Below are 25,076 nucleotides of genomic sequence, written 5' to 3'. Positions count from 1 at the left end.
TTTCAAGATTTTTTAGTATATAAAAAATGTCTTTTTAGATAATTATTCTACTTTTTGTTTATTTTTGGCAACCACCTCTCTTTCTTGACGGATTTCGTCAATAAAAGCACCTCCAATCAAACCACTTGGAATAGCAAAAACGCCAATTCCCAACATAGAAACTATAGCTGCTATTAATCTACCCAAGAGTGTAATTGGATACATATCTCCATAACCTACTGTTGTTAGAGTAATAACACCCCACCACAAAGTATTAGATATAGATGAAAAAACCTGAGGTTGGGCTTCATGCTCAGCATAAAACATCAAGATACAAGATATTATCAATATCACAAAAATTAAGCAGTATGATACTAACAGTTCGAGATAGATTTTTTTAAATACATTAATCAATCTATTCATTATCGCTGTATTTTGGAAAATTTTGAATACTCTTAGTAACCTCAATGCTATTAATTCATGAGAATTAATACCAAACAATGATAATATTAATGGTAAAAATATCGCTATAAAATCAATAACATTATAAAAACCAAAAACAAAAACAAACTTTCTACGTGCTAAAAAAAATCTGATAATGTATTCTATAGAAAAAATAGCTGAAAAAGCTATATTTATATAATTCAAATAATTAATATCGCCATAATCGATCTGAGCAATTAAAGTAAATGAATTTATAATAACAAGAATGACTATTATACTCTGATAAATTTTTTGTAGCATATAATAAGATAATATTTTTCAAAACTCTATTATTAAGAGTTTAGCAAAATTTATAAGGGTAAGTTAAATTAAAAATAGATATATCTGTTTGAGATAAATATAGAATACAGAAAAAAGATTATTATTCTTCGTCAGCAGCTTCTTCTACCTGAGGTCTATCAACCAATTCAATGAAAGCCATAGGAGCTTTATCACCAAATCTATAACCACACTTAAGAATTCTAGTATAACCACCAGCTCTTTCTGCGTAACGAGCACCAAACTCTTCAAAAAGCTTAGTAACAGCAGCTTTATTTCTTAAGAAATCAAAAGCTTGTCTTCTAAGAGCAACAGATTGTGCTTTAAACTCATTAGAGTTGACATCTAATTCATTTCTTAGCTTATGTTCTCTTTTAGCTAAAGTAACTAAAGGCTCAACTATAGTTCTTAACTCTTTTGCTTTAGGTAAAGTAGTTTTGATAAGCTCATGATTAATCAAAGATGCTGACATATTCTTAAACATAGCTTTTCTATGACTACTAGTTCTTCCGAACTTACTTCCTTTTTTACGATGTCTCATAGTAATTACTCCTTTATAGTTAATATTATATGATTACTATATATTTATTTTCCTTCAACTAGTTCTCTAAAGTTATCAATTTGAACACCTAAAGATAAACTATTGTCTATTAATATTTGCTTGATCTCATTTAGAGATTTTTTACCTAAATTAGGTATCTTCATAAGCTGCGACTCTGAATATTGTACTAAGTCACCTAAATACTTAATATTCTCTGCTCTTAAGCAGTTAGATGACCTAACGGTTAACTCTAGGTCATCAATTGGTTTAAGTAATATAGGATCAATATTAGAATCCAATAGTGCATCTCCAGTCTTACCATTACTTGGTACTCTAAGAGATACAAATACAGATATCTGTTCACAGAAATACTCTAATGCTTTTGTAACAGCTGCTAGTGGTTCAATAGTACCATTTGTTTTCACAAACACTTCTAATGTCTCACTATTTCCATTATCAAAAATTTCAAAAGCAACTCTTTTTATAGGATTGAAATCCGCATCAACAGCGATGTCTCCAACATTTTCTAGCTCAGTTGGTAGTGCCGAAAGAATTCCAACATTTCTACCCACACTAACAGTAGCTATCAGACTAAACTCTCTTTCGTTAGTTAGAGTAGCAATAGGCTGATCTTTGTTGATAATTTCTATGCCTTGAGTTGTTTTAAAATCTCCTGCAGTTACAACACCAGATTTAGTTACTGATAGTTCTAATTCTACTTTTGCTACACTTTTATCAAGCTTTATTGCAACTTTTTTTAGATTAGAAACAATCTCAACAACATCTTCTTTAACATCTTCTAAAGTCGAATATTCGTGTAACACACCATCTATATTGACTTTGATTATAGAAGCACCTGATAATGAAGATAACAAAAATCTTCTAATAGAGTTACCAAGGATATGAGCCATACCTTTTTCTACAGGAGAAACTTGAATTTTATATCCAAAAGCCCCTAACTCTTCTTTAAGCTGTATATTAGGTACAAATTCCTGATTTGAATTATTATTACTCACTAAAAAAATCTCCTTGAAATAAGGCTATCTACGAGTCTTTAAAAAATAATAAAATTATTACTTAGAGTAAAGCTCGATGATTAATTGTTCATTTATATCTGCAGATAATTCTGATCTATCTGGTGAAGACTTCATAGTACCTTCTAGTGAATCAGTATTTACATCAATCCAAGAAAGTTCTTTTCTGTGCTTAGCAAGCTCAACAGCATTTTGAATTCTTAACTGCTTTTTAGCTTTCTCTCTAACTGCAACTATATCACCAGATTTAACTTGCGCTGAAGGAACATTACAAGTATGTCCATTAAGCATAATACCTTTATGTACAACAAGTTGTCTAGCTTCTGCACGCGTAGCAGCAAAACCCATTCTATAAACAACATTGTCTAGTCTTGACTCTAAAATCTCTAATAAAGTAGCACCTGTGTTACCTTTTCTTCTATTAGCTTCAAGATAGTATTTTTTGAATTGACCTTCTAAAACACCATACATACGACGAAGTTTTTGCTTTTCTCTTAACTGTAAACCATAGTCAGATAGGCGCGCTCTTCTTGCTCCATGTTGCCCCGGTGCAGTATTCATTTTACATTTTTCGTCGTTAGCTTTTACACCACTTTTTAAAAATAAGTCAGTACCTTCTCTTCTAGAAAGCTTACATTTTGGTCCTAGATATCTAGCCATTATTAATTTCCCTTTAAAATATTAAACACGACGTTTCTTAGGAGGACGACAACCATTATGCGGTAATGGAGTCACATCTGTTATGCTTGTAACTTTTAAGTTTTTAGCATTTAAAGCTCTAACAGCAGAGTCTCTACCTGAACCTGGTCCCTTTACTAAAACATCTACGTTTTTAACACCATATTCAAGAGCCATATCAGCGGCTCTTTCAGCAGCTACTTGAGCAGCAAAAGGTGTACTTTTTCTCGAACCTCTAAAGCCACTACCACCAGAAGTAGCCCAAGATAAAGCATTACCTTGTCTATCTGTGATAGTTACTATAGTGTTATTAAAAGATGAGTAAATATGAGCAACTGCATCAGTCACTACTCTTTTTACTTTTTTCTTTGATGATCTAACAGACTTAGCCATATAATCTACCCTTTAATCTTTATAGTTATAATTGTATTTTACGCCTTGATTGGCTTTCTTGGACCTTTACGAGTACGTGCATTAGTCTTCGTTCTTTGTCCTCTTACAGGAAGGCTACGACGATGTCTTCTACCTCTGAAACAACCTAAGTCCATAAGTCTTTTTATGTCCATAGAAACTTCACGGCGTAAATCACCTTCTACCGTAAATTTAGCAACTTCTGTTCTCAAAATTTCAATCTGTTCTTCAGATAAATCTTTAATTTTAACAGTTGGATCTACTTTGCAAGATTGGCAAATTTGTTGCGCTCTTGTTTTACCTATTCCATAAATTGAAGTTAATCCTATCACTGTATGTTTATGAACAGGAATATTAACACCAGCTATACGAGCCATCTAATTCACTCCTAATAATTATTCTTAATTTAGTTACTATCTATCGCATTTTGTAACTTGCTAGGATAGCTTTTTAAAAACAAATAATCAAGCTTTATTTAATTTGCTTGATTGTTTAACCTTGTCTTTGCTTATGTCTAGGGTCTGTACATATCACACGAACTACTCTATTACGTTTGATAACTTTACAGTTTCTACACATTTTCTTAACTGAAGCTCTAACTTTCATTTTAATTTCTCCAATAATATTTCTCTATTTTCTCTTACCACTAAGATTTGCTTTCTTTAGTAAAGAATCATATTGTGTTGACATCATATGAGATCTAACTTGAGCCATAAAGTCCATCATCACAACTACTACAATTAGCAAAGATGTACCACCAAATGTAAAAGAAAGTCCTTGAGCGAAGAACTTAACCACAAAAATTGGTAATAAACATATAGCTGTAATATAAAGTGAACCTACTAAAGTTAGTCTAGTCATAACTGCATCAATATACTTAGCTGTCTGCTCACCAGGTCTTACACCAGAAATGTAAGCTCCAGATTTTTTCAGATTATCTGCTGTTTCTTTTGGATTAAACACCAATGAAGTATAGAAGAAACAAAAGAAAATAATTGTCGCAGCAAATACTACAGTATAGACAATACTTCCAGGTTGCAACATTTCTGCAACATCTGCAAACCAACCAAGTGAATTATAGTTAGATAACCAACCAAGCAAAACACCGGGCACCATAAGTATAGATGATGCAAAGATTGCTGGAATCACACCTGCCATATTTAACTTTAATGGTAGATGGCTAGTCTGAGCAGCAAACATTTTTCTACCCTGCTGCCTTTTAGCATAGTTTACTGTAATTTTTCTTTGAGCACTCTCCATGAATACCACAAAAGCAATAACAAGCAAAAGAAGTATCAATAGAACCCAAACAGATAAGTAAGATATTACATGTTGATTAGCTTGAGATAGCGTATTAGAAATTTCAAATGGTAGATTAGCAACGATACCAGAGAAGATTAGTAGTGATATACCGTTACCTACACCTCTTTCTGTAATTTGCTCACCCAACCACATTAAAAACATACTACCAGTAGTAACAGAAACAATTGTAGTTAAATAAAATAACCCCATATTGCTTGTAGTCACTAAGCCATCTTGATGTAATACAAATGCAACAATACCAAATGATTGTACTATAGCCAAAGCAAGTGTCAAATATCTTGTATATTGGGTTATCTTCTTTTGACCAGATTCACCTTCTTTTTTAAGCTCTATAAATTTAGGATATACAGCTGAAAGCATCTGAAAAATAATAGATGCCGAAATATATGGCATCACACCCAATGCAAAGATACTCATTTGAGTAAGAGCGCCACCAGAGAACATATTAAACATACTCATCAAACCACCTGTTGATGAGTGCTGATTTGATATAATCTCGACCAATTTAGTAGGATCAATATTTGGAATAGGAATATATACCCCTAATCTAAATACTAATATAGCGATAACCACAAAAATTAATCTAGATTTTAATTCACCTGTTGTACCAGAAGCACTGTTATACTTTGACATATCTTAAATCTTACTCTACCTTACCACCAGCTTTTTCGATAGCTTCTTTAGCACCTTTTGTGCAAGCTATACCTTTAAGGCTAACAGCTTTTTGGATTTCTCCACTTGCTACTACTTTTACTGATTTAATATCTTTTCTTATAAGACCAGAGTCTTTTAAAGCATCAAGAGTTACTTCTTCTAGAGCTACATTATTCAATTCATGTAGTCTAATTTCAGCAACAAATCTTTTAGACGCAGAAGTAAAACCAAACTTTGGTAGTCTTCTTTGTATAGGCATCTGACCGCCTTCAAAACCTACTTTATGATAGCCACCTGAACGTGCTTTTTGACCTTTGTGACCTTTACCAGAAGTTTTACCTAATCCACTTCCAATACCACGTCCAAGTCTTTTCGGAGCACTCTTAGAGCCAGCAGCAGGAGCAATTGTATTTAATTTCATCTTATACTACCCCTCTATCTTAACCATATAATATATTTTGTTCGCCATACCACGATTTTCAGGAGTATCTAACACCTCAACAGTATGGTTTATTTTTCTAAGACCTAAACCTCTAGCTGATGCTATATGGTTTTCTTTACGGCCAATTAAGCTTTTTGTTAAAGTAACTTTAAATGTTTTAGCTTGAGTCATTTTTAATTACCCCTGAATCTCTTCAACAGACAAACCTCTTTTCTCAGCGATCTCTTCTGGTGATTTAATTTTTGCCAAACCAGCTATCGTTGCTCTTACAACGTTTGCAGGATTAGTTGAGCCATAAGTTTTTGCTAAAACGTTGTGTACACCAACAGCCTCAAAAACCGAACGCATAGCACCACCAGCAATAATACCAGTACCAGCAGATGCAGGTTGCATAAATACTTTTGAAGCACCATGATTAGACATAGTAGCATACCATAACGTATCGTTATTAAGATTAACTGATACCATGTTTTTCTTAGCGTTTTCCATAGCTTTTTGGATAGCAGCAGGTACTTCTCTTGATTTACCTCTACCTACTCCAATTCTACCTTTACCATCACCCACAACAGTTAAAGCGGCAAAGCTCATAATTCTTCCACCTTTTACTGTCTTAGAGTGTCTCTTAACACTAACTAACTTTTCAATCAGCTCTTCGTTTTTTTTCACTTCATTAGACATAATGAATAATCATCCATATTTTATTTATTAAAACTGAAGACCATGCTCTCTAGCAGCCTCTGCTAAAGCTTTAACACGTCCATGATACTTATATCCAGATCTATCAAAAGCAACCTGTGAAATACCCTTTTCCTTACATCTGTTAGCAATAACTTCACCAACAATTGCAGCAGAATTAACATTACCAGTATATTTACACTTTGCCTTCACGTCTTTTTCTACAGTAGACGCCGCAGCTATTACAGTAGAACCATCACCAGATATTACTTGAGCATATACATGCTTAGGTGTTCTATAAACACACAGTCTAGTATGACCAAGCTCTTTTAGTTTAATTCTAGTACGTTTACTACGACTTAAACGAGCAGTTTTTTTATTCATAATTATACTATCCCTTACCTAACTACTTCTTCTTAGCTTCTTTCTTCGCCACATACTCATCTTCGTAGCGAACACCCTTACCTTTATATGGCTCAGGCTTTCTATAATCTCTGATTTCAGAAGCTACTTTACCTAAAAGCTCTTTATCAGCACCTTTAAGAACAATTTCTGTTGGAGCTGGAGTTTCAGCTGTTATACCCTGTGGCAACTTGTAAACCACAGGATGTGAAAAGCCTAAAGTAAGATTAAGTTCGCTACCCTGAGCTTTAGCACGATAACCAACCCCAATAATCTTTAATTTTCTCTCAAAACCTTTACTTACACCTTCAACCATATTGTTGAGTATAGCTCTTGCAGTACCAGACTGAGCAACAGCATTCTTACTGCTATTATTAGGTGATACAGTTGCAACGCCATCTTCAACATTAAAAGTTACTTCTGTAGAAAAAGTTTTGCTTAAAGTTACTTTAGCTCCTTTAACTTCAACCTGATTACCAGCAGCAACATTTATCGTAACACCACTAGGGATAGCAACAGGTTTTTTACCTATTCTTGACATATCAAATCTCCTTGCTAACTTAAGCTACGTAGCCGATAATTTCGCCACCAACACCAAGATCTCTAGCCTTTCTATCACTTACCAAACCTTTAGATGTAGAGACAATAGCAACACCAAAACCACCATATACCTTAGGTAGCTCTTCATGAGACTTATAAATTCTCAAACTTGGTCTAGAAACTCTCTTTATCATCTCAATTACAGGCGTGCCTGCATGATACTTAAGTTCAATTTCAATTGAAGGATGACCTGCTGAAGTTGTGCCTTTTGAACAACCTTTAATATAACCTTCGTTAACTAAAAAGTTCGCGATTTCCATCTTCATTTTTGAAAATGGTACAGAAATAACTTCCTTCTCTGCAGAAAGACCATTTCTAATTCTTGTAAACATATCCGCGATAGGATCTTGCATACTCATAACTTAAATTCCTTATTACCAACTAGCTTTTTTCAAACCAGGAACATCACCTGCCATTGCATACTCTCTAAGCTTATTACGGCATAAACCAAACTTTCTGTATACAGCATGTGGTCTACCTGTAACTTTACATCTTCTTTGAACTCTAGAAGCTGAAGAGTTTACCGGTAACTTCTGCAGTTTAATTTGAGCTTCCCATTTTTGTTCTTCAGTAGAGTTTGTATCAAGAATAATAGCTTTTAGCTCAGCTCTTTTTTGAGCATATTTAGCTACTAATTTTTCTCTCTTCAACTCTCTCTGAATCATTGATTTTTTTGCCATTTAAAACCCCAATTTAAATTAAGACTTAAAAGGAAAACCAAATGCTTTAAGCAAAGCTCTTCCTTGATCATCATTTTTAGCTGTAGTAGTTATCGAAATATCTAAACCTCTGATAGAGTCAACTTTATCATAATCAATTTCAGGGAAAGAAATTTGCTCTCTCATACCTAAGCTATAATTACCTCTTCCATCAAAAGATTTAGCACTTAACCCCCTAAAATCTCTGATTCTAGGAATAGCAATTGTTATAAGTCTATCTAAAAATTCATACATACGCTCACCACGTAAAGTAACTTTAGCACCTATTGGCCATCCGTCACGAATTTTAAAACCAGCAATTGATTTTTTAGACTTAGTAACAACTGGTTTTTGACCAGCAATCGCTGTCAAATCATTTAACGCAAAAGTCATAATTTTCTTGTCTTTTGCAGCATCACCAACACCCATATTAAGAGTAATTTTCTCAATAGCAGGTACTTCCATTATATTATCCAGCCCTAGCTCAGACTTTAACTTAGCTACAAGCTCTTTTTGATAATAATCTTTTAATCTTGCCATAAAAACTTAGTCCTATAAGTCTACAAGCTCGCCATTAGATTTAAAGTAGCGAACCTTTTTCTCATCAACAAACTTGTAACCCACTCTATCTGCTTTTTCAGTAGCAGGGTTAAAGATAGCAACGTTAGAAGCATCAACAGGAAGTTCTTTCTCAACAACTCCACCTTCCACACCTCTATTAGGGTTAGGCTTAACATGTTTCTTAACAATATTAACACCTTCCACCAAAACTAAAGAACCGCCTTTAGCGAATGATTTAACAACGCCTCTACGACCCTTATCTTTACCAGCAATAACTATTACGTCATCACCTTTTTTTAATCTATTCATTATCTACACCTCAATAAATATAACTATAGTACTTCTGGTGCTAAAGATACGATCTTCATAAACTTCTCTGTACGTAGTTCTCTAGTAACAGGGCCAAAAATACGTGTCCCGATAGGTTGACCGTTAGCATTTAGAAGCACGGCAGCATTGCCATCAAAACGGACTTTAGAACCATCTTTTCTACGAACACCTTTAGCTGTTCTAACAACTACAGCATTATATACAGATCCTTTTTTAGCTTTACCTCTTGGAGCAGCTTCTTTCACAGTCACTTTTATAACATCTCCAATAGATGCATATCTGCGATGTGAACCACCCAAAACTTTAATACACTCTACTCTCTTAGCGCCACTGTTATCAGCAACTTGGAGTTCTGTTTGCATTTGAATCATACAAATAACCCTTAATTATTATTATATAAGACTGCTGAGTAATTTGCAGTCCGATAAATATACCAATAAACAAAAATAAAATCAAATTTATTATTTTTCTCTATGGATAATATCGACTAAACACCATTTCTTAGTTTTTGAATACGGTTTAGTTTCTTTGAACTTGATAACATCACCTTCTTTACATTCATTTTTCTCATCATGAACATAGTATTTTGTAGTTTTTTTAACAAACTTACCATATAAAGGGTGCTTAACATATCTTTCAGCTCTTACAACTACAGTTTTATCCATAGCTACGCTAGAAACTTTACCTTCTAACAATCTAATTTTATCGCTCATCTTCAAGGCACCTATTTATTCTTTTCTGATATTATTGTATTTATACGAGCAATATCTCTTTTTGCACTTTTAAACAAGTGATTCTTTTTTAATTGCCCTGTACCCTTCTGCATACGAAGAGAAAATAACTGTTGCAATAACTCTATTTTCGCTTCTTGCAATTGGTCAATACTTTTACCTCTATAATCTTTTAAAGTATCTTTTCTTTTCATTACATCACCTGCTTTTCAACAAAAGTTGTCTGCACTGGCATCTTAGCAGCAGCTCTAGCAAAAGCTTCACGCGCTAATTCTTCTTTTACACCAGTGATCTCATATAGTACACGACCCGGCTGAATTTGAGCAACCCAATATTCAACAGAACCTTTACCTTTACCCATACGAACTTCAAGAGGTTTTTGTGTAATTGGCTTATCTGGGAAGATTCTAATCCAAACTTTACCACCACGCTTAATATGACGAGTAATAGCTCTTCTTCCTGCTTCTATTTGTCTAGCAGTAACTCTACCTCTAGATGTCGCCTGTAGACCAAACTCACCAAAGCTTACTTTATTACCTCTGTGAGCCAAGCCTCTATTACGCATCTTCTGCTGTTTACGAAACTTTGTACGCTTAGGCTGTAGCATTATTTAGCTCCTTTTTTATTATTTTTCTGATTCAATTGACCAGGAAGAACTTCACCCTTATAGATCCAAACTTTAACGCCTATGATACCATAAGTCGTCAACGCTTGAGCTGTAGAATAATCCACATCTGCTCTAAAAGTTTGTAGAGGAACTCTACCATCTCTAGCCCACTCAGAACGAGCAATCTCAGCACCGCCTAAACGACCACTAACCATAATCTTGATACCTTTAGCACCTGATTTCATAGCAGCTTGCATAGCCTTTTTCATAGCTCTTCTGAACATTACTCTTTTTTCTAATTGCTGAGCTACACTATCAGCAACTAATTTAGCATCAATCTCTGGCTTACGCACTTCTTCAATATTAATCTGAACAGGTATACCCATTAACTTATTAACATCAGAACGTAATTTTTCAACATCTTCGCCTTTCTTACCAATCACGATACCAGGTCTTGCTGTATGTATTGTGATTTTAGCATTTTGAGCAGGTCTCTCAATTTGAATCTTACTAACTGCTGCTGATGCAAGTTTTTTATGCAAAAACTCTCTAACCTTAATATCTTCATTAAGCTTAGTAGCGTAGTCAGAAGAGTCAGCATACCACGTTGAATTATGCTCTTTTACTATGCCTAATCGAATTCCATTAGGATTTACTTTTTGACCCATTTTTACTACACCTCTTAATTTTTCTCAGCAACTTTCACAGTGATATGCGAAGTTCTTTTTAAAATACGATTTCCACGACCTTTTGCTCTAGCTTCAAAACGCTTCATAGTAGGACCCTCATCTACAAATACAGTTGAAACAAACAATGAGTCAACATCCATACCATCATTATGCTCTGCATTAGCGATAGCTGAATTTAAAACATCTTTAATTAGCACTGCTGCTTTCTTATTACTAAAAGTCAAAAGATTAATAGCTTGCTCTACAGGTAAGCCCCTGACTTGGTCTGCTACTAGTCTTGCCTTTTGAGCTGAGATTCTAGCATTTTTTAATTTAGCTTGTACTTCCATGTGTATAACCCCAACTATTTCTTCTTAGCTTTTTTGTCAGCTGCATGACCACGGTAGTTACGAGTTACAGCAAACTCACCTAACTTATGACCTACCATTTCTTCAGTCATAAGAACTGGCACATGCTGTTGACCGTTATGTACAGCTATAGTTAAACCTATCATATCCGGCACAATCAATGATCTTCTCGACCACGTTTTGATTGGCTTTTTAGAATTACTTTCTTGCGCTTCAAAAACCTTCTTTAAAAGATGATGATCTACAAAAGGTCCTTTTTTTAATGAACGAGGCACAACCTTCTCCCTAATTACTTACGTTTTTGAACAATCAACTTATTAGAACGCTTATTTTTACGCGTCTTATAACCTTTAGTAGGCACACCCCATGGAGACACAGGATGTCTACCACCGGAAGTACGACCTTCACCACCACCATGCGGGTGATCTACTGGGTTCATCGCAACACCTCTTACAGTAGGTCTTACACCTCTCCAGCGCTTCGCACCAGCCTTACCTAAAGATTTTAAGTTGTGCTCAGAATTTGATACCACACCAATAACAGCTCTACAATCAAGAAGCACTCTTCTCATCTCACCTGATCTTAAACGAATAATTGCATAAGCATTATCTTTACCAACCAACTGAGCGAAAGTACCAGCACTTCTGATCATTTGCGCACCTTTCATAGGCTTCATTTCGATATTATGAATAACTGTACCAAGAGGAATATTTCTCAATGGCATACAGTTACCTACAGCAACATCTACTTTTTCACCAGAAACTATCGACATATCTTTCTTTAAACCTTTAGGAGCGATGATATATCTTCTTTCACCATCAGCATAAAGTACTAAAGCAATATTTGCGCTACGGTTAGGATCGTACTCGATTCTCTCAACCTTAGCTACGATATTATCTTTGTTTCTTTTAAAGTCCACAACACGGTAATGCTGCTTATGTCCGCCACCTTGATGACGAACTGTAATTCTACCAGTATTGTTTCTACCAGCCTTACTCTTCTTAGCTTCTACCAAACCCTTAAACGGCTTACCTGTGTGTAATTCTGTATTCTTTACGCTCACTACGTGGCGACGGCCAGGTGAAGTAGGTTTAGCTTTTTTTATTTCAATCATGATTACAAACCTTCTCTAAGTTACTCTGCACCAACAAAATTGATGTCATGTCCTTCAGCAAGCTTTACATAAGCCTTTTTCCAAGCCTTTGTTCTACCCTCAACACGACCAAATCTACGAGCTTTACCTTTAACATTAAGGATGTTCACAGATTCAACTTTAACCTCAAAAAGCTTCTCTACAGCACTTTTCACATCTTGCTTAGTCGCAGTTCTTGCTACTTCGAACACTATAGTAGAGTTAGCATCTGAAAGACCATAAGTCTTATCAGAAACGTGAGGTCTAACAACTGTCTTTAATAATTTTTCTTGAGAACTCATACTAGTTTCTCCTCTACTTCTTTAATAGCTTGCTTAGTGAATACAACATTCTCAAAACAAACTAAAGAAACTGGATTAATTTCCACAGAATCACATACTGCAACATTCTTAAGGTTTCTAGAAGATAAGTATAAATTTTCATTAAACTCTTCTACACCAACAACAAAAAGAACATCTTTAACACCTAAAGAATCAACAATTGCCTTGAATTCTTTTGTCTTAGGAGTTTCTAACTTCAACTGCTCAACAACAGTCATCCTGTCAGATCTAACCAATTCAGATAGTATTGATTTAACAGCACCTGAATACATTTTACGATTTACTTTTTGCTTATAGCTCTTAGGCTTAGCTGCAAATGTAACACCACCCTTTCTGAAAATAGGTGAACGGATCGTACCCGCTCTCGCTCTACCTGTACCTTTCTGTCTCCAAGGCTTAGCTCCACCACCAGATACTTCTGATCTAGTCTTCTGAGCTTTAGTACCTTGACGAGCGCCTGCCATATAAGCAACAACAACCTGATGAATTAGGGCTTCATTATAGTCAGCTGCAAATATACCATCTGCAACACCCACTACACCAGCCTCTGCACCAGCTAAAGATTTTATATTTAAGTCCACAACAACTCTCCGGTATAATTAATATTTATCTACTAACTTTTAACAGCTGGAGTAACGATAATATCTCCACCAACTGAACCTGGAATACCACCCTTCAAAAGTAATAAACCATTTTCCGCGTCCACTCTCACAACTTCAAGTGACTGAATAGTAACGTTTTCGCTACCTAAGTGACCAGCCATCTTTTTGTTCTTGAATACTCTACCTGGAGTCTGGTTTTGACCAGTAGAACCATGAACTCTATGAGAAAGAGAGTTACCATGAGTAGCATCTTGAGTAGCAAAGTTGTGACGCTTAACACCACCTGCAAAACCCTTACCTTTAGATACACCTCTGACATCTACTTTCTGACCTGCTTCGAAAATAGTAGCATCAATAGATGCACCAACTTCGTACTCAGAAGCATTATCAATAGCAAACTCCCACAAACCTCTACCCGGCTCAACACCAGCTTTCGCATAATGACCTGCAGCAGGCTTGTTTACATTAGAACGCTTTTTAAAACCAGTAGTTACTTGAATAGCATTATAACCATCCGTCTCAGCAGTTTTAACTTGAGTAACTTTGTTTGACTCAACTTGAACAACTGTAACAGGAATAGAAACACCATCTTCAGTAAATATACGAGTCATACCACATTTGCGACCAACTAATCCTAAAGACATTATTATATCCTCTATTATTATTATATTAACTCTGCAATTACGATTGACTGCAGAGACCTAGCTAATACTATTTTCTGGAATTTCCAAAAAAGTATCGTATATATTAGCTTAAACTGATCTGAACATCAACACCTGATGCCAAATCAAGCTTCATTAGAGCATCTACAGTTTTATCCGTAGGTTCAACAATATCAATCAACCTCTTGTGAGTTCTGATCTCATATTGATCTCTTGCTTTTTTGTTTACGTGCGGAGAAATAAGAATTGTAAATTTCTCTTTACGAACTGGTAAAGGGATTGGTCCCTTTACTTGAGCCCCTGTTTTCTTAGCTGTATCAACAATTTCTTGAGTAGAAATATCGATAAGCTTATGATCAAAGGCTTTTAATCTAATTCTAATACGTTGATTATTTATAGCCATTTTAATTATATCCTTTTATTATGAGTTACGTGATTTGATTATTTCATCAGCAATATTATTTGGCACTTCAGAGTACTTCTTAAACTCCATAGAGAATGATGCTCTACCTTGGCTCATAGAACGCACATTCGTAGCATAACCAAACATTTCCGAAAGAGGAACTAGAGCATTAATAACTCTTCCGCTTGGGTTTTCGTCCATCCCTTCGATAATACCTCTTCTTCTGTTAAGGTCACCCATAACATCACCTAAATAATCTTCAGGAGTCACAACCTCAACCTTCATGATTGGCTCAAGTATACAAGCATTTGCTTTCTTAGCACCCTCTTTAAGAGCCATTGAAGCAGCAATTTTAAACGCCATCTCAGATGAGTCAACATCATGGTAAGAACCATCAAACAATGTAGCCTTAACACCAATCATAGGATAGCCAGCTAATACACCATTTTGCATCTGCTCTTCGATACCTTTAGCAACTGAACTAATATACTCTTTTGGTACCACACCACCAACAATCTCGTCAACAAACTCAAAAGTTTTCTCTTCACCAGCATCGTTAGTCTCAACAGCCAATGGTTCAAACTTAACAACAACATGACCGTATTGACCTCTACCACCAGACTGACGAACAAACTTACTATCTTGATCCACAGTTCCACGGATAGTTTCTCTGTAAGCAACCTGAGGGTTACCAACATTTGCCTCAACCTTGAATTCACGCTTCATACGATCAACAATAATATCTAAATGAAGCTCACCCATACCAGAGATAATTGTTTGACCAGACTCTTCATCTGTCTTAACTCTGAAAGATGGATCTTCCGCAGCTAGCTTACCTAACGCAATAGACATCTTCTCTTGATCAGCCTTAGTCTTAGGCTCAACAGCAACAGAAATTACTGGCTCAGGGAATTCCATTCTTTCTAAAATTACTGGCTTATCAAGATCACAAAGAGTATCACCAGTAGTAACATCTTTAAGACCAATACAAGCAGCAATATCACCAGCTCGTACTTCTTTAATCTCTTCACGTTTATTTGAGTGCATCTGTACAATACGACCGACACGCTCTTTTTTACCTTTTACAGGGTTATATACAGCATCACCAGACTTAAGCACACCCGAATAAACACGTATAAATGTTAGGTTACCAACAAACGGGTCTGTAGCAAGCTTAAACGCAAGAGCTGCAAATGGCTCTTCATCAGATGAAGGACGAGAAGCTGGCTCACCATCCTCTGTCTCACATTTGATAGCAGCAACTTGGTTAGGAGCTGGCAAGTATTCAATAACACCATCAAGTACAGCTTGAACACCCTTGTTCTTAAACGCAGATCCACAGAATGCCAATACGATTTCGTTAGCTAACACTCTAGTGCGAAGACCTTGTTTAATCTCATCTTCAGAAAGCTCGCCTTCTTCAAGGTATTTTTCCATAAGCTCTTCAGAAGCTTCTGCAGCAGCCTCAATCATCTCCATACGAAGTTCTTCAGCCCTATCTTGAAGCTCAGCTGGAATATCAACAAGATCATAAGTTAGACCCATGTCTTCTTCATTCCACATGATGGCCTTCATCTTCATAAGATCAACAACACCTTTGAAATCTTCTTCAGCACCAATATTTAACTGAACCGGAACAACATTTGCTTTTAAACGCGTTCTAATCTGGCCACACACTCTTTCAAAGTCAGCACCAGATCTATCCATTTTATTTACAAATACGATTCTTGGTACACCATACTTATTAGCTTGACGCCATACAGTCTCTGACTGAGGCTCAACACCAGATGAACCACAGAAGACAACTACCGCACCATCTAGTACACGTAGTGAACGCTCAACCTCAATAGTAAAGTCAACGTGACCCGGAGTGTCAATAATATTTATACGATGCTCTGGAAACTGCTGATCCATACCAGACCAGAAAGTTGTAGTAGCAGCAGAAGTAATTGTAATACCTCTTTCTTGCTCTTGCTCCATCCAATCCATAGTAGCAGCACCATCATGCACCTCACCAATCTTATGAGAAAGACCAGTATAGAATAGAATACGCTCTGTAGTAGTTGTTTTACCTGCGTCAACGTGAGCACAGATACCAATATTTCTATATTTTTCTAAAGCTGTTTTACGAGGCATTTTCTATTCTCCTATTACCATCTAAAGTGAGCAAATGCTTTGTTAGCTTCAGCCATCTTATGAGTATCTTCTCTCTTCTTGACAGCAGCACCTCTACCTTCTACAGCCTCTAGAATTTCCGCAGCAACTCTATCACCCATAGTATTTTCTTTTCTCTTACGCGCAGCATCAATTATCCATCTCATACCTAGAGTTTGACGACGCTCTGGTCTAACCTCTACAGGAACCTGATATGTAGCACCACCAACGCGACGAGACTTAACTTCCACCATTGGACTAACACTTTCTAAAGCATTCTCAAACACTTCCACCTCGTTAGCGGATGCATCTTTAGCTTTAATTTTATCAAATGCACCATACACAATCTTTTCTGCTACAGACTTCTTACCATCTAGCATAATATGGTTCACAAACTTAGCAACAACCTGACTCTTAAACTTAGGATCAGGTAGAATATCTCTCTTAGGAGCTCTATTTCTTCTAGACATTTTTACACCTTCTTCAAATGTTAAACTTTAAACACAAATTAAGACTTAGGACGCTTAGTACCATACTTTGAACGACCGTGCTTACGATTATTAACACCTGAAGTATCTAAAGCACCCCTAACAATGTGGTAACGCACACCTGGTAAATCTTTAACCCTACCACCTCTGATAAGCACAACACTATGCTCTTGTAGGTTATGACCTTCACCACCAATGTAGCTTGTTACCTCAAATCCGCTCGTCAATCTTACACGAGCTACTTTTCTAAGTGCTGAGTTAGGCTTCTTAGGAGTTGTAGTATACACCCTAGTACACACACCTCTTCTTTGTGGACACGCCTTTAACGCAGGAACCTTAGACTTAACAACCGATCTCTTGCGAGGGTTGTTCACCAACTGATTAATAGTTGCCATTAGTTATTATTCTCCGTTTTTTATCAGTTTTGTTTTAAATTGATTTCAAATGCCTCACAAGGATATGATCCCTGCAAAAATAGCATTAGACAGACATAATAACAAAAAAGCAAAAGAAAGAAAAGAAAAAGTATTATTTATCAGAGTTGCCAAAAACAGACTTAAACGCAACATAAAGATAGTTACACATAGAGTAAACCGTAAGAATTACCGCAACATAAAGCATTAAAAAACCTAATAAGATAAACCAAGTATTAAAGCTAGCATAATCCAAAGAGTGCCTAAAATCTATCGCAGGCTTAATCAAAAATATAAATAGAGCCGCCATCTGGGCTGTTGTTTTGATCTTACCCCAAACACCCACCTTAACGACACTACGCTGACCAAGCTCAGCCATCCACTCACGCAGTGCTGATACCAAAATCTCTCGACATATCATAATAATTGCTGGGATTGTTGCCCACCAATAAGGATACATTTCAATAAAAAGACATAATGCAGTAGCCACTATCAACTTATCAGCAACAGGATCCAAAAAAGCACCTAATTTACTTGTTTGCTCCCACTTACGCGCCAAATAGCCATCCAACCAGTCAGTAGCTGCCCCAAGCAAAAATAAAGTAGCTGTAATACCATGATGATGAGGAAAGTCAAAATAATAACAAATTACAATAAAAGGTATTAGAAACAAACGTCCAAAAGTTAGAATATTTGGAATATTAAAAAACATAAATCAAACTCCAGTGTGACCAAACCCACCAGCCGCCCTGACTGTCTGTTGGGAAAAGTCTTCTACAACATCAAACTTTGCTTGAACCACGGGAACAATAACAAGCTGAGCAAATCTCATCAGAGGCTCTATCTCTATAACTTCTTGAGAACGGTTAAAACAAGAAACCATCAATTCACCTTGATAATCAGAATCAATAAGGCCTGTACCGTTACCCAATACCAAACCTTTTTTGTGCCCTAAACCTGATCTAGGTAAAATCATAGCTGCATAACCTGAATTTGCGATATTAATTGCAATACCAGTACCAACAAGTTTACACTCGCCAGGATTCAAAACCTCTTTCTGAGATATGCAAGCTCTAAGGTCAACTGCGGCTGAACCCTCTGTGCCATATTCAGGCACCTCCTTGACAATGTCTTTATTTAAAATTTTTAGCTCTATATTCAAAACAGCTCTCCTACACAACAAATACACCTGCCAGGTAACCCAATGTAACAAAAATAGGCAGAGCAGGCATATAGCCATCCAACCTATCAAGCACACCACCATGACCAGGCAAAATATTACCACTATCCTTTACACCAGCGATTCGCTTCATCATACTCTCAAAAACATCTCCAACCACTGACAAAGCAGCAACCACAGCCGAAATAACAACCATAGATACATATTCAAAAATGCTCAAATCCATAAATAAAAGAAATATAACCGCAATAACTACCGCACAAGCCATACCACCCAAAAGGCCTTCAATAGTTTTATTTGGGCTCAAGCGAGGAAGCATTTTACGCTTACCCATTGCTTTACCTGTAAAATAAGCTCCACTATCAGCCCCAGCCACAACCAAAATAAACATAAATATCCAAGAAATTGAATTGGTGTGCAACACATATAATGAAGCAGCAAATGGCGAAATCGCAAAAACACCAAGTATCAACATTTCATTGGTAGACAATGCATCAAACTTCTGGCGCTCATAACCACTAAGCCTATAAATCGCATACAGCCAAAATATTGGAAAAACATACTGAATATAAACAAAAAACTCAGAAACAACAAACAAGATTATCATAAATATCACAAGATAATTAACCGTCTCTTGCTGACTAATCTTTGTGAACTTTAGCCACTCATATGCCGAAAGCATTACAACCAAAAAGACACCAACACCAAAAAGATAGTCACTTGCATACACAAGCCCCGCAAAAACAAAAATTACTAACAATACTCCTGTTATTATCCTTTCTTTCATACATCCCTCTTATCAAGTTGTTCACCACTCTTACCAAATCTTCTCTGGCGTGAGTTAAAATATTCTTCTGCCTTCTGAAATTCAAACTTAGTAAACTCAGGCCACATAACATCAGTAAAATACATTTCAGCATACGACAGCTGCCACAACATAAAATCACTTAACCTAACCTCGCCACTAGTACGAATAAGTAAATCAACCGGCATCTCGCCAGCGATCGTATAACTAGCAAAATTTTCTTCTGTCACATCACTCAAACGCATCTTACCATTACTTACATCTTCAAAGATAGATTTCATAGCAGTAACAATATCCCATCTTCCAGCATAATCAACTGCCAACCTAAGCTGCAACCCAGTATTGTCTTTTGTAACAGACTCACCATACTCTATCATACGTACAAGCTTGTCTGGCAACCTAGATCGATCACCAATAACTTTAAGAACAATATTATTTTTATGTAGTTTTGGAGTCTTATCCTTGAGAGTCTTATAGAAAAGATCCATCAAATCAGAAACTTCTTTAGCAGGCCTAAGCCAATTATCTCGACCAAAAGCAAAGAGAGTCAGCATCTGAATATTACGCTCAGCACAATACTCTATAGAAGCATCTACACTAGATATAGAATTTCTATGACCAAATATTCTTGGCTTTAGCTTACTTTTAGCCCAACGCCCATTACCATCCATAATTATAGCAACATGCTTAAGAGCATTTTCCTTAGCCAAGGTCATGACAAATACTTATATAAATATTTAAACTACGTAAATAATAAGAAAGAATAGAGTGAAATACAAGTTTTATTAAGAAATCTAATAATTAGACAGCCATTAAATCTTGCTCCTTTTTAACCGCTAACGCATCAGCTTGAGCAATCATTTTATCTGTAATTTTTTGAATATTATCTTCTGCTCTCTTAGCTTCATCTTCAGTTATTTCTTTTTCTTTAAGAAGCTCTTTAATGTCACTATTAGCATCACGACGAATATTTCTAATAGAAACTCTACCACTTTCTGTTTCAGACTTAACAAGCTTAACCATTTCTTTTCTACGCTCTTCATTAAGAGCAGGCATCGGAACTCTCAAACTATCACCAAGGTTAGTTGGGTTAAGACCAAGATCAGAAGTCATAATAGCCTTCTCAATTTGCCCAGAAAGGCCTTTCTCCCATGGAGTAATACCCAACGTTCTTGCGTCAAGCACTGTAACATTTGCCACCTGAGTAATCGGTGTGGCAGAGCCATAATAGTCTATAGTTACATGAGCCAAAATATCAGGATGAGCACGACCCGTTCTGATTTTAGCCAAATCATCGGCTAAAACCTCTAAAGACTTAGTCATTCTGCTTTCAGCATCTTTTAGAATTTCGTTTATCATAAAAACAATCCTTTTTAAAAATCAATTAGTCTAAAGTAACCCACGTACCATGTTTTGAATCAGCAACAGCATCAATCAAAGCATTTGGCTGAGTCAAATCAAAAACATATATTGGAATACCAAAATCCCTGCATTGAGTAAATGCACCCAAATCCATAACATTCAACTCTTTACTAACGACCTCTGAGAAAGTTACTTTTTCAAAGCGCTTAGCATCTGAATGCTTATTAGGATCCTTATCATACACACCATCAACAGTTGTGGCTTTCAACAAAGCATCTGCACCAACCTCGACCGCTCTCAAACTAGCCGTAGTATCTGTAGTCACAAATGGGTTACCAGTACCACCAGCAAATATCAATACCTTACCCTTCGCAAGCTCCTGATTGAATTCATGTGCACTAGCCACCTTTAACAAACCATCTACACCTTTTGCTGAAAAAGCTTCGGCATCGACACCTTCGCTAATAAGCATATCACGCAAAGCTAAAGCGTTGATCATGGTAGCAATCATACCCATAGAATCAGCGGTAGCTCTTCTGATTTTATTACCAAAATTAGCTCTGCCACCACGCAGGATATTACCACCACCAACAACTATCGCTAGCTCAATACCTGCGTTAATAAGAGTTTTGATTTGATTTATGATAGGGGCAGCAGATTCAACATTTATACCAAAACTTTGATCTGCCGATAAAGATTCTCCACTTAACTTAAGAAGGACCCTCTTAAGCTTTGGAGCATTTTGAGAACATTCTAACGAATCATTAGACATATATTAACCTTTGATTTGGCTCATCACCTCTGCTGCGAAGTCTTCTTCTTTCTTCTCGATACCTTCACCAACATCTAGACGGATAAAGCTAACAACTTTAGCACCCTTGTCTTTAACAAGCTTTTCAACTTTGATGCTAGGATCTTTCACGAAATCTTGACCAGTTAAGCTAACTTCACCAGTAAACTTCTTCATACGACCCACAACCATCTTTTCAGCGATTTCTTTAGGTTTACCAGACTGCATAGCAATCTCTACTTGAATAGCTTGCTCTTTCTCTACAACATCTGCAGGAACATCGCTTGGATTAACATACTGAGGATTAGCAGCTGCAACATGCATAGCGATATCTTTAGCAAGCTCATCGTCACCACCCTCTAAAGCAGCAACAACACCGATTCTACCGCCATGAATATAAGCACCTAAATTACCAGCTTCGATAGTTTTAACTCTACGAACCTGAATATTCTCACCAATCTTAGCAATTAAAGATTTACGAGCCTCTTCAACAGTTTCACCAGACTCAGTTTTAGCAGCTAAAACCTCTTCGATAGTTGTAGCTTTTGCAGCATGAGCAGCTTTCACAGCGTTTTGAGCAAATGCTTTGAAAGTATCATCTCTAGCAACAAAATCTGTCTCTGAGTTGATTTCAAGTAGAACAGCTCTACCATCAGCAGCATAAACTTCGATAACACCTTCAGCCGCCACACGAGAAGCCTTCTTATCAGCTTTCGCCTGTCCAGAAATTCTCATTTCTTCAGCAGCTTTTTCAATATCACCAGCAGCAGCAACTAGAGCTTTTTTACACTCCATCATACCAGCACCAGTTCTTTCTCTAAGTTCTTTCACTAATTTAGCAGAAATATTTGACATTGTTTTATCCTTGTTTGTTTCTTATGCTTCTGTAGTTTCTTCAGCTTTTGCTTCTACTGCTCTATCTAAACCTTGTGCATCGATAACAGCATCTGCAAATTTTGCCATATAGAAAGATATTGATTTAACAGCATCATCATTACCAGGGATGATGTAATCAATACCTTCAGGGTTTGAGTTGGTATCTACGATAGATACAACTTTGATACCTAATTTTTGAGCTTCTTGAATAGCGATATGCTCTTTGTTACTATCAATAACAACGATAGCATCAGGTAAGCCACCCATCTCTTTGATCCCACCAAGAACTTTTTCTAGCTTCTCGATAGTTCTGATATTTTGAAGCATTTCTTTCTTAGTTAATGAATCTAAAGTACCATCTTCTTTCATCTTTTCTAACTGAGCAAGTCTTTTGATAGATTGTCTAACAGTCTTATAGTTAGTCAACATACCACCTAGCCATCTATGACTCACAAATGGCATACCACATCTTTTAGCTTCTGCTTCTATGATATCTTGTGCTTGTCTTTTTGTACCAACAAAAAGAACCTTACCGCCATTAGCTACAGTTTTACCAACAAAGTTAACTGCATCTTGGAAAAGAGGAACTGTTTTCTCAAGGTTAATAATATGTACACCATGGTTAATACCGAAGATGTATTCTTTCATTTGAGGGTTCCAGAAAGCTTTTTTGTGTCCAAAGTGAACACCAGCAGATAACATTTCTTTCATTAAAGACATTTTGATTTTCCTTATTTGGGTTATATCTAGTATCTTAGTCACGCCAAATATCGAAACCGACACCCTTTGACATAACTTTTGGTTAAAAGATACATGATTTATTAATTAAACATTCTGCTTATAATATATAAGCCGTAAAATTTTATCACACTTAATTTATAAATTACAAAAGGTATTTTATATTTATTTAAAATGCTAAAATATTGCAAAATAATTGTAAAAACCCAACATCAAAATGATTTCACTAATAGTAGCTTATGATAAAAACCTTGGGATAGGCAAAGAGAATACATTAGCTTGGAAACTTTCTGAAGATCTTAAAAACTTTAAAAAGATAACTGAGGATAATTATATAGTAATGGGAAGAAAAACCTTTGAATCAATTGGCCGCCCACTCCCTAACCGTAAAAATATCATCCTAACTAGAGATAAAGACTACAAGCAGGACAAATGTTTAATAATTAACAGTGTTCAAGAAATTCTAAACTTCGCGCAATCAAAACCTCATTATGAGATTTTTGTAATTGGTGGTGCTCAGATTTATAAGGAATTTTTGCAATATGCCGATAGACTATATATAACTGAAGTCGACACAGAAATGAGCGATCTTGATGCTTTCTTCCCTAAGTGGGATAAATCTAAATACCAACGCATAGGCCATAAACAATTCAAAAAAGACGATAAAAACGAGTTTGACTTTACATTTGCCGTATATGAAAAAACCTCTATCTAATCTTCGGTAAATAAAGCTGTCGATAGGTATCTCTCGGCACTAGACGCAAAGATAACTACTATCAATTTATTCTCATTCTCTATACGTTGTGCTATTTCAATTGCCGCTTTCAATGCTGCACCTGATGAGATACCAGCAGGCACACCCTCTTCACGCGCCACTAAACGAGCATACTCTAAAGCATCCCCATCACTAACTGTAACAATATCATCGATCACAGATGTATTTAGAATCTCTGGAACAAATCCAGCACCTATACCTTGAATTTTATGCGGACCAGATTTACCACCGGATAAAACAGGACTAGATGTAGGTTCCACAGCCACTGCCTTAAAACTAGATTTCTTATGCTTGAGAACTTCGGCAACACCTGTAATGGTACCACCCGTGCCTACACCTGCAACCAAAATATCAATCTCACCATCAGTATCTTGCCAGATTTCCAAGGCTGTTGAAGCCCTGTGTGCTTCTGGGTTAGCTGGATTAGTAAACTGACCCAGTATAACACTATCTTTTAATTCTTTTGACAAGTCATTGGCTTTGGCAATTGCTCCAGTCATACCCTCTGCCGCAGGAGTTAAGATAAGCTTAGCTCCAAAGTGTTGTATTAATTTTCGTCTTTCAACCGATACAGTCTCTGGCATAGTAATAATTATATCATAACCTTTTGCAGCAGCAATAAATGCCAGTCCAATCCCGGTATTGCCTGACGTTGGCTCTATCAAAGTTGTAGCACCAGGCTTTATATCGCCAACCTTTTCAGCACTTTCGATAAGATTCAGAGCTACCCTATCCTTTACAGATGAGAGCGGATTAAAAAACTCTAACTTAGCAATCAACTTGGCTTTTAAGTCAAACAATCTCTCAATTTTATGTAACCTAAGCAATGGAGTTTTACCAATAGTTTCACTGAAATTGTCACATATATTCATAGCACAACCTTTTGATACT

The 25,076-nt window shown here is 36.3% G+C and carries 42 protein-coding genes; 1 reads left to right on the top strand and 41 read right to left on the bottom strand.

All coding sequences use genetic code 11. The features are described from left to right. Positions 1-42 precede the first annotated feature (42 nt). The 40 genes from F7308_RS01280 to rpsB form a co-directional block, all read right to left on the bottom strand. Positions 43-723, bottom strand: coding sequence for an ion transporter (locus tag F7308_RS01280; protein ID WP_041263576.1), 681 nt, complete (start codon positions 721-723; stop codon positions 43-45). A 121-nt stretch (positions 724-844) separates the two neighbouring features. Then, the gene (gene rplQ / locus F7308_RS01275; RefSeq protein ID WP_013922039.1) at positions 845-1,282 is read right to left on the bottom strand and encodes a 50S ribosomal protein L17; all 438 of its coding nucleotides are present in this window, start codon (positions 1,280-1,282) and stop codon (positions 845-847) included. A gap of 44 nt (positions 1,283-1,326) precedes the next feature. Beyond that, positions 1,327-2,298 (bottom strand): DNA-directed RNA polymerase subunit alpha, encoded by a 972-nt coding sequence (locus F7308_RS01270; protein WP_013922038.1) that lies wholly within the window; start codon positions 2,296-2,298, stop codon positions 1,327-1,329. A 57-nt stretch (positions 2,299-2,355) separates the two neighbouring features. After that, the gene (gene rpsD, locus F7308_RS01265; RefSeq protein WP_013922037.1) at positions 2,356-2,976 is read right to left on the bottom strand and encodes a 30S ribosomal protein S4; all 621 of its coding nucleotides are present in this window, start codon (positions 2,974-2,976) and stop codon (positions 2,356-2,358) included. Positions 2,977-2,997: 21 nt separating this feature from the next. Then, positions 2,998-3,387 carry a 30S ribosomal protein S11 gene (gene rpsK, locus F7308_RS01260; RefSeq protein ID WP_003021583.1) on the bottom strand — a complete coding sequence of 130 codons (390 nt, stop codon included), beginning with the start codon at positions 3,385-3,387 and terminating at the stop codon, positions 2,998-3,000. Positions 3,388-3,425: 38 nt separating this feature from the next. Continuing rightward, complete coding sequence (gene rpsM / locus F7308_RS01255) at positions 3,426-3,782, bottom strand: 30S ribosomal protein S13 (RefSeq protein WP_013922036.1); 357 nt, start codon at positions 3,780-3,782, stop codon at positions 3,426-3,428. 115 nt (positions 3,783-3,897) lie between these two features. After that, positions 3,898-4,011, bottom strand: a complete 114-nt coding sequence (gene rpmJ / locus F7308_RS01250) for a 50S ribosomal protein L36 (RefSeq protein WP_003017816.1) — start codon at positions 4,009-4,011, stop codon at positions 3,898-3,900. Positions 4,012-4,035: 24 nt separating this feature from the next. Further along, positions 4,036-5,361 carry a preprotein translocase subunit SecY gene (secY, locus tag F7308_RS01245; protein WP_013922035.1) on the bottom strand — a complete coding sequence of 442 codons (1,326 nt, stop codon included), beginning with the start codon at positions 5,359-5,361 and terminating at the stop codon, positions 4,036-4,038. A gap of 10 nt (positions 5,362-5,371) precedes the next feature. Next, positions 5,372-5,803: a 50S ribosomal protein L15 gene (gene rplO, locus F7308_RS01240; protein ID WP_013922034.1), complete on the bottom strand. Its 432-nt coding sequence runs from the start codon at positions 5,801-5,803 to the stop codon at positions 5,372-5,374. Between the two features lie 6 nt (positions 5,804-5,809). Continuing rightward, positions 5,810-5,995, bottom strand: a complete 186-nt coding sequence (gene rpmD / locus F7308_RS01235) for a 50S ribosomal protein L30 (RefSeq protein ID WP_004286599.1) — start codon at positions 5,993-5,995, stop codon at positions 5,810-5,812. Between the two features lie 6 nt (positions 5,996-6,001). Beyond that, positions 6,002-6,502, bottom strand: a complete 501-nt coding sequence (gene rpsE / locus F7308_RS01230; RefSeq protein ID WP_013922033.1) for a 30S ribosomal protein S5 — start codon at positions 6,500-6,502, stop codon at positions 6,002-6,004. Between the two features lie 27 nt (positions 6,503-6,529). After that, the gene (gene rplR, locus F7308_RS01225) at positions 6,530-6,883 is read right to left on the bottom strand and encodes a 50S ribosomal protein L18 (RefSeq protein WP_013922032.1); all 354 of its coding nucleotides are present in this window, start codon (positions 6,881-6,883) and stop codon (positions 6,530-6,532) included. A gap of 22 nt (positions 6,884-6,905) precedes the next feature. Continuing rightward, positions 6,906-7,442, bottom strand: a complete 537-nt coding sequence (gene rplF, locus F7308_RS01220; protein ID WP_013922031.1) for a 50S ribosomal protein L6 — start codon at positions 7,440-7,442, stop codon at positions 6,906-6,908. 19 nt (positions 7,443-7,461) lie between these two features. Next, a complete protein-coding gene (gene rpsH, locus F7308_RS01215; RefSeq protein WP_013922030.1) occupies positions 7,462-7,860 on the bottom strand; it encodes a 30S ribosomal protein S8 in 399 nt (132 codons plus the stop codon). A gap of 15 nt (positions 7,861-7,875) precedes the next feature. After that, a complete protein-coding gene (gene rpsN, locus F7308_RS01210; RefSeq protein ID WP_013922029.1) occupies positions 7,876-8,181 on the bottom strand; it encodes a 30S ribosomal protein S14 in 306 nt (101 codons plus the stop codon). A gap of 18 nt (positions 8,182-8,199) precedes the next feature. Continuing rightward, on the bottom strand, positions 8,200-8,739 hold the full coding sequence (gene rplE, locus F7308_RS01205; RefSeq protein WP_013922028.1) for a 50S ribosomal protein L5: 540 nt from the start codon (positions 8,737-8,739) through the stop codon (positions 8,200-8,202). Positions 8,740-8,751: 12 nt separating this feature from the next. Continuing rightward, the gene (rplX, locus tag F7308_RS01200; RefSeq protein ID WP_013922027.1) at positions 8,752-9,069 is read right to left on the bottom strand and encodes a 50S ribosomal protein L24; all 318 of its coding nucleotides are present in this window, start codon (positions 9,067-9,069) and stop codon (positions 8,752-8,754) included. A gap of 23 nt (positions 9,070-9,092) precedes the next feature. Then, a complete protein-coding gene (rplN, locus tag F7308_RS01195; RefSeq protein ID WP_013922026.1) occupies positions 9,093-9,461 on the bottom strand; it encodes a 50S ribosomal protein L14 in 369 nt (122 codons plus the stop codon). 90 nt (positions 9,462-9,551) lie between these two features. After that, positions 9,552-9,803 carry a 30S ribosomal protein S17 gene (gene rpsQ, locus F7308_RS01190; protein ID WP_013922025.1) on the bottom strand — a complete coding sequence of 84 codons (252 nt, stop codon included), beginning with the start codon at positions 9,801-9,803 and terminating at the stop codon, positions 9,552-9,554. An 11-nt stretch (positions 9,804-9,814) separates the two neighbouring features. Continuing rightward, complete coding sequence (gene rpmC, locus F7308_RS01185) at positions 9,815-10,015, bottom strand: 50S ribosomal protein L29 (RefSeq protein ID WP_003017801.1); 201 nt, start codon at positions 10,013-10,015, stop codon at positions 9,815-9,817. After that, positions 10,015-10,428, bottom strand: coding sequence for a 50S ribosomal protein L16 (gene rplP / locus F7308_RS01180; RefSeq protein WP_013922024.1), 414 nt, complete (start codon positions 10,426-10,428; stop codon positions 10,015-10,017). Before rplP ends, rpmC begins: the two co-directional genes overlap by 1 nt. Next, positions 10,428-11,096, bottom strand: a complete 669-nt coding sequence (rpsC, locus tag F7308_RS01175) for a 30S ribosomal protein S3 (RefSeq protein WP_013922023.1) — start codon at positions 11,094-11,096, stop codon at positions 10,428-10,430. Before rpsC ends, rplP begins: the two co-directional genes overlap by 1 nt. Before the next feature lie 14 nt (positions 11,097-11,110). After that, positions 11,111-11,446, bottom strand: coding sequence for a 50S ribosomal protein L22 (gene rplV, locus F7308_RS01170; RefSeq protein ID WP_013922022.1), 336 nt, complete (start codon positions 11,444-11,446; stop codon positions 11,111-11,113). 14 nt (positions 11,447-11,460) lie between these two features. After that, positions 11,461-11,739 carry a 30S ribosomal protein S19 gene (gene rpsS, locus F7308_RS01165; RefSeq protein ID WP_004286613.1) on the bottom strand — a complete coding sequence of 93 codons (279 nt, stop codon included), beginning with the start codon at positions 11,737-11,739 and terminating at the stop codon, positions 11,461-11,463. 14 nt (positions 11,740-11,753) lie between these two features. After that, complete coding sequence (rplB, locus tag F7308_RS01160) at positions 11,754-12,578, bottom strand: 50S ribosomal protein L2 (protein WP_013922021.1); 825 nt, start codon at positions 12,576-12,578, stop codon at positions 11,754-11,756. A 20-nt stretch (positions 12,579-12,598) separates the two neighbouring features. After that, complete coding sequence (gene rplW / locus F7308_RS01155) at positions 12,599-12,898, bottom strand: 50S ribosomal protein L23 (protein ID WP_013922020.1); 300 nt, start codon at positions 12,896-12,898, stop codon at positions 12,599-12,601. Then, positions 12,895-13,518, bottom strand: coding sequence for a 50S ribosomal protein L4 (rplD, locus tag F7308_RS01150; protein WP_013922019.1), 624 nt, complete (start codon positions 13,516-13,518; stop codon positions 12,895-12,897). The genes rplW and rplD overlap by 4 nt, the downstream gene beginning before the upstream one ends. Positions 13,519-13,550: 32 nt before the next feature. Further along, a complete protein-coding gene (gene rplC, locus F7308_RS01145) occupies positions 13,551-14,183 on the bottom strand; it encodes a 50S ribosomal protein L3 (RefSeq protein ID WP_013922018.1) in 633 nt (210 codons plus the stop codon). 103 nt (positions 14,184-14,286) lie between these two features. Beyond that, a complete protein-coding gene (gene rpsJ / locus F7308_RS01140; protein WP_004286618.1) occupies positions 14,287-14,604 on the bottom strand; it encodes a 30S ribosomal protein S10 in 318 nt (105 codons plus the stop codon). An 18-nt stretch (positions 14,605-14,622) separates the two neighbouring features. Next, positions 14,623-16,740, bottom strand: coding sequence for an elongation factor G (gene fusA, locus F7308_RS01135; protein WP_013922017.1), 2,118 nt, complete (start codon positions 16,738-16,740; stop codon positions 14,623-14,625). 14 nt (positions 16,741-16,754) lie between these two features. Continuing rightward, on the bottom strand, positions 16,755-17,228 hold the full coding sequence (gene rpsG, locus F7308_RS01130; protein ID WP_013922016.1) for a 30S ribosomal protein S7: 474 nt from the start codon (positions 17,226-17,228) through the stop codon (positions 16,755-16,757). Positions 17,229-17,266: 38 nt separating this feature from the next. Beyond that, positions 17,267-17,641 carry a 30S ribosomal protein S12 gene (gene rpsL, locus F7308_RS01125; RefSeq protein ID WP_003035357.1) on the bottom strand — a complete coding sequence of 125 codons (375 nt, stop codon included), beginning with the start codon at positions 17,639-17,641 and terminating at the stop codon, positions 17,267-17,269. Between the two features lie 133 nt (positions 17,642-17,774). Continuing rightward, positions 17,775-18,371 carry a CDP-diacylglycerol--glycerol-3-phosphate 3-phosphatidyltransferase gene (gene pgsA, locus F7308_RS01120; RefSeq protein WP_013922015.1) on the bottom strand — a complete coding sequence of 199 codons (597 nt, stop codon included), beginning with the start codon at positions 18,369-18,371 and terminating at the stop codon, positions 17,775-17,777. Positions 18,372-18,374: 3 nt separating this feature from the next. After that, a complete protein-coding gene (dut, locus tag F7308_RS01115; protein ID WP_013922014.1) occupies positions 18,375-18,821 on the bottom strand; it encodes a dUTP diphosphatase in 447 nt (148 codons plus the stop codon). Positions 18,822-18,831: 10 nt separating this feature from the next. Continuing rightward, complete coding sequence (locus F7308_RS01110; protein ID WP_013922013.1) at positions 18,832-19,626, bottom strand: phosphatidate cytidylyltransferase; 795 nt, start codon at positions 19,624-19,626, stop codon at positions 18,832-18,834. Beyond that, positions 19,623-20,360, bottom strand: coding sequence for a polyprenyl diphosphate synthase (gene uppS, locus F7308_RS01105; RefSeq protein WP_013922012.1), 738 nt, complete (start codon positions 20,358-20,360; stop codon positions 19,623-19,625). Before uppS ends, F7308_RS01110 begins: the two co-directional genes overlap by 4 nt. 85 nt (positions 20,361-20,445) lie before the next feature. Beyond that, a complete protein-coding gene (gene frr, locus F7308_RS01100) occupies positions 20,446-21,003 on the bottom strand; it encodes a ribosome recycling factor (protein WP_013922011.1) in 558 nt (185 codons plus the stop codon). Positions 21,004-21,028: 25 nt separating this feature from the next. Next, positions 21,029-21,778 (bottom strand): UMP kinase, encoded by a 750-nt coding sequence (gene pyrH, locus F7308_RS01095; RefSeq protein ID WP_013922010.1) that lies wholly within the window; start codon positions 21,776-21,778, stop codon positions 21,029-21,031. A gap of 3 nt (positions 21,779-21,781) precedes the next feature. Next, positions 21,782-22,651, bottom strand: coding sequence for a translation elongation factor Ts (gene tsf, locus F7308_RS01090; RefSeq protein ID WP_013922009.1), 870 nt, complete (start codon positions 22,649-22,651; stop codon positions 21,782-21,784). A 21-nt stretch (positions 22,652-22,672) separates the two neighbouring features. After that, entirely contained in the window at positions 22,673-23,392 is a 720-nt protein-coding gene (rpsB, locus tag F7308_RS01085; RefSeq protein ID WP_013922008.1) for a 30S ribosomal protein S2, read from the bottom strand. Between the two features lie 235 nt (positions 23,393-23,627). Here rpsB and F7308_RS01080 point away from each other — a divergent pair, with 235 nt between their 5' ends. Then, positions 23,628-24,125: a dihydrofolate reductase gene (locus F7308_RS01080; protein WP_013922007.1), complete on the top strand. Its 498-nt coding sequence runs from the start codon at positions 23,628-23,630 to the stop codon at positions 24,123-24,125. Here F7308_RS01080 and cysK read toward each other — a convergent pair. Further along, positions 24,122-25,057 carry a cysteine synthase A gene (gene cysK, locus F7308_RS01075; RefSeq protein ID WP_013922006.1) on the bottom strand — a complete coding sequence of 312 codons (936 nt, stop codon included), beginning with the start codon at positions 25,055-25,057 and terminating at the stop codon, positions 24,122-24,124. The two genes, F7308_RS01080 and cysK, sit on opposite strands and share 4 nt — an antisense overlap. Positions 25,058-25,076 lie beyond the last annotated feature (19 nt).

The sequence above is a fragment of the Francisella salina genome, assembly GCF_000219045.1.
Classification (GTDB): Bacteria; Pseudomonadota; Gammaproteobacteria; order Francisellales; family Francisellaceae; genus Francisella; species Francisella salimarina.
This window is presented reverse-complemented; position numbering and strand designations above follow the sequence as displayed.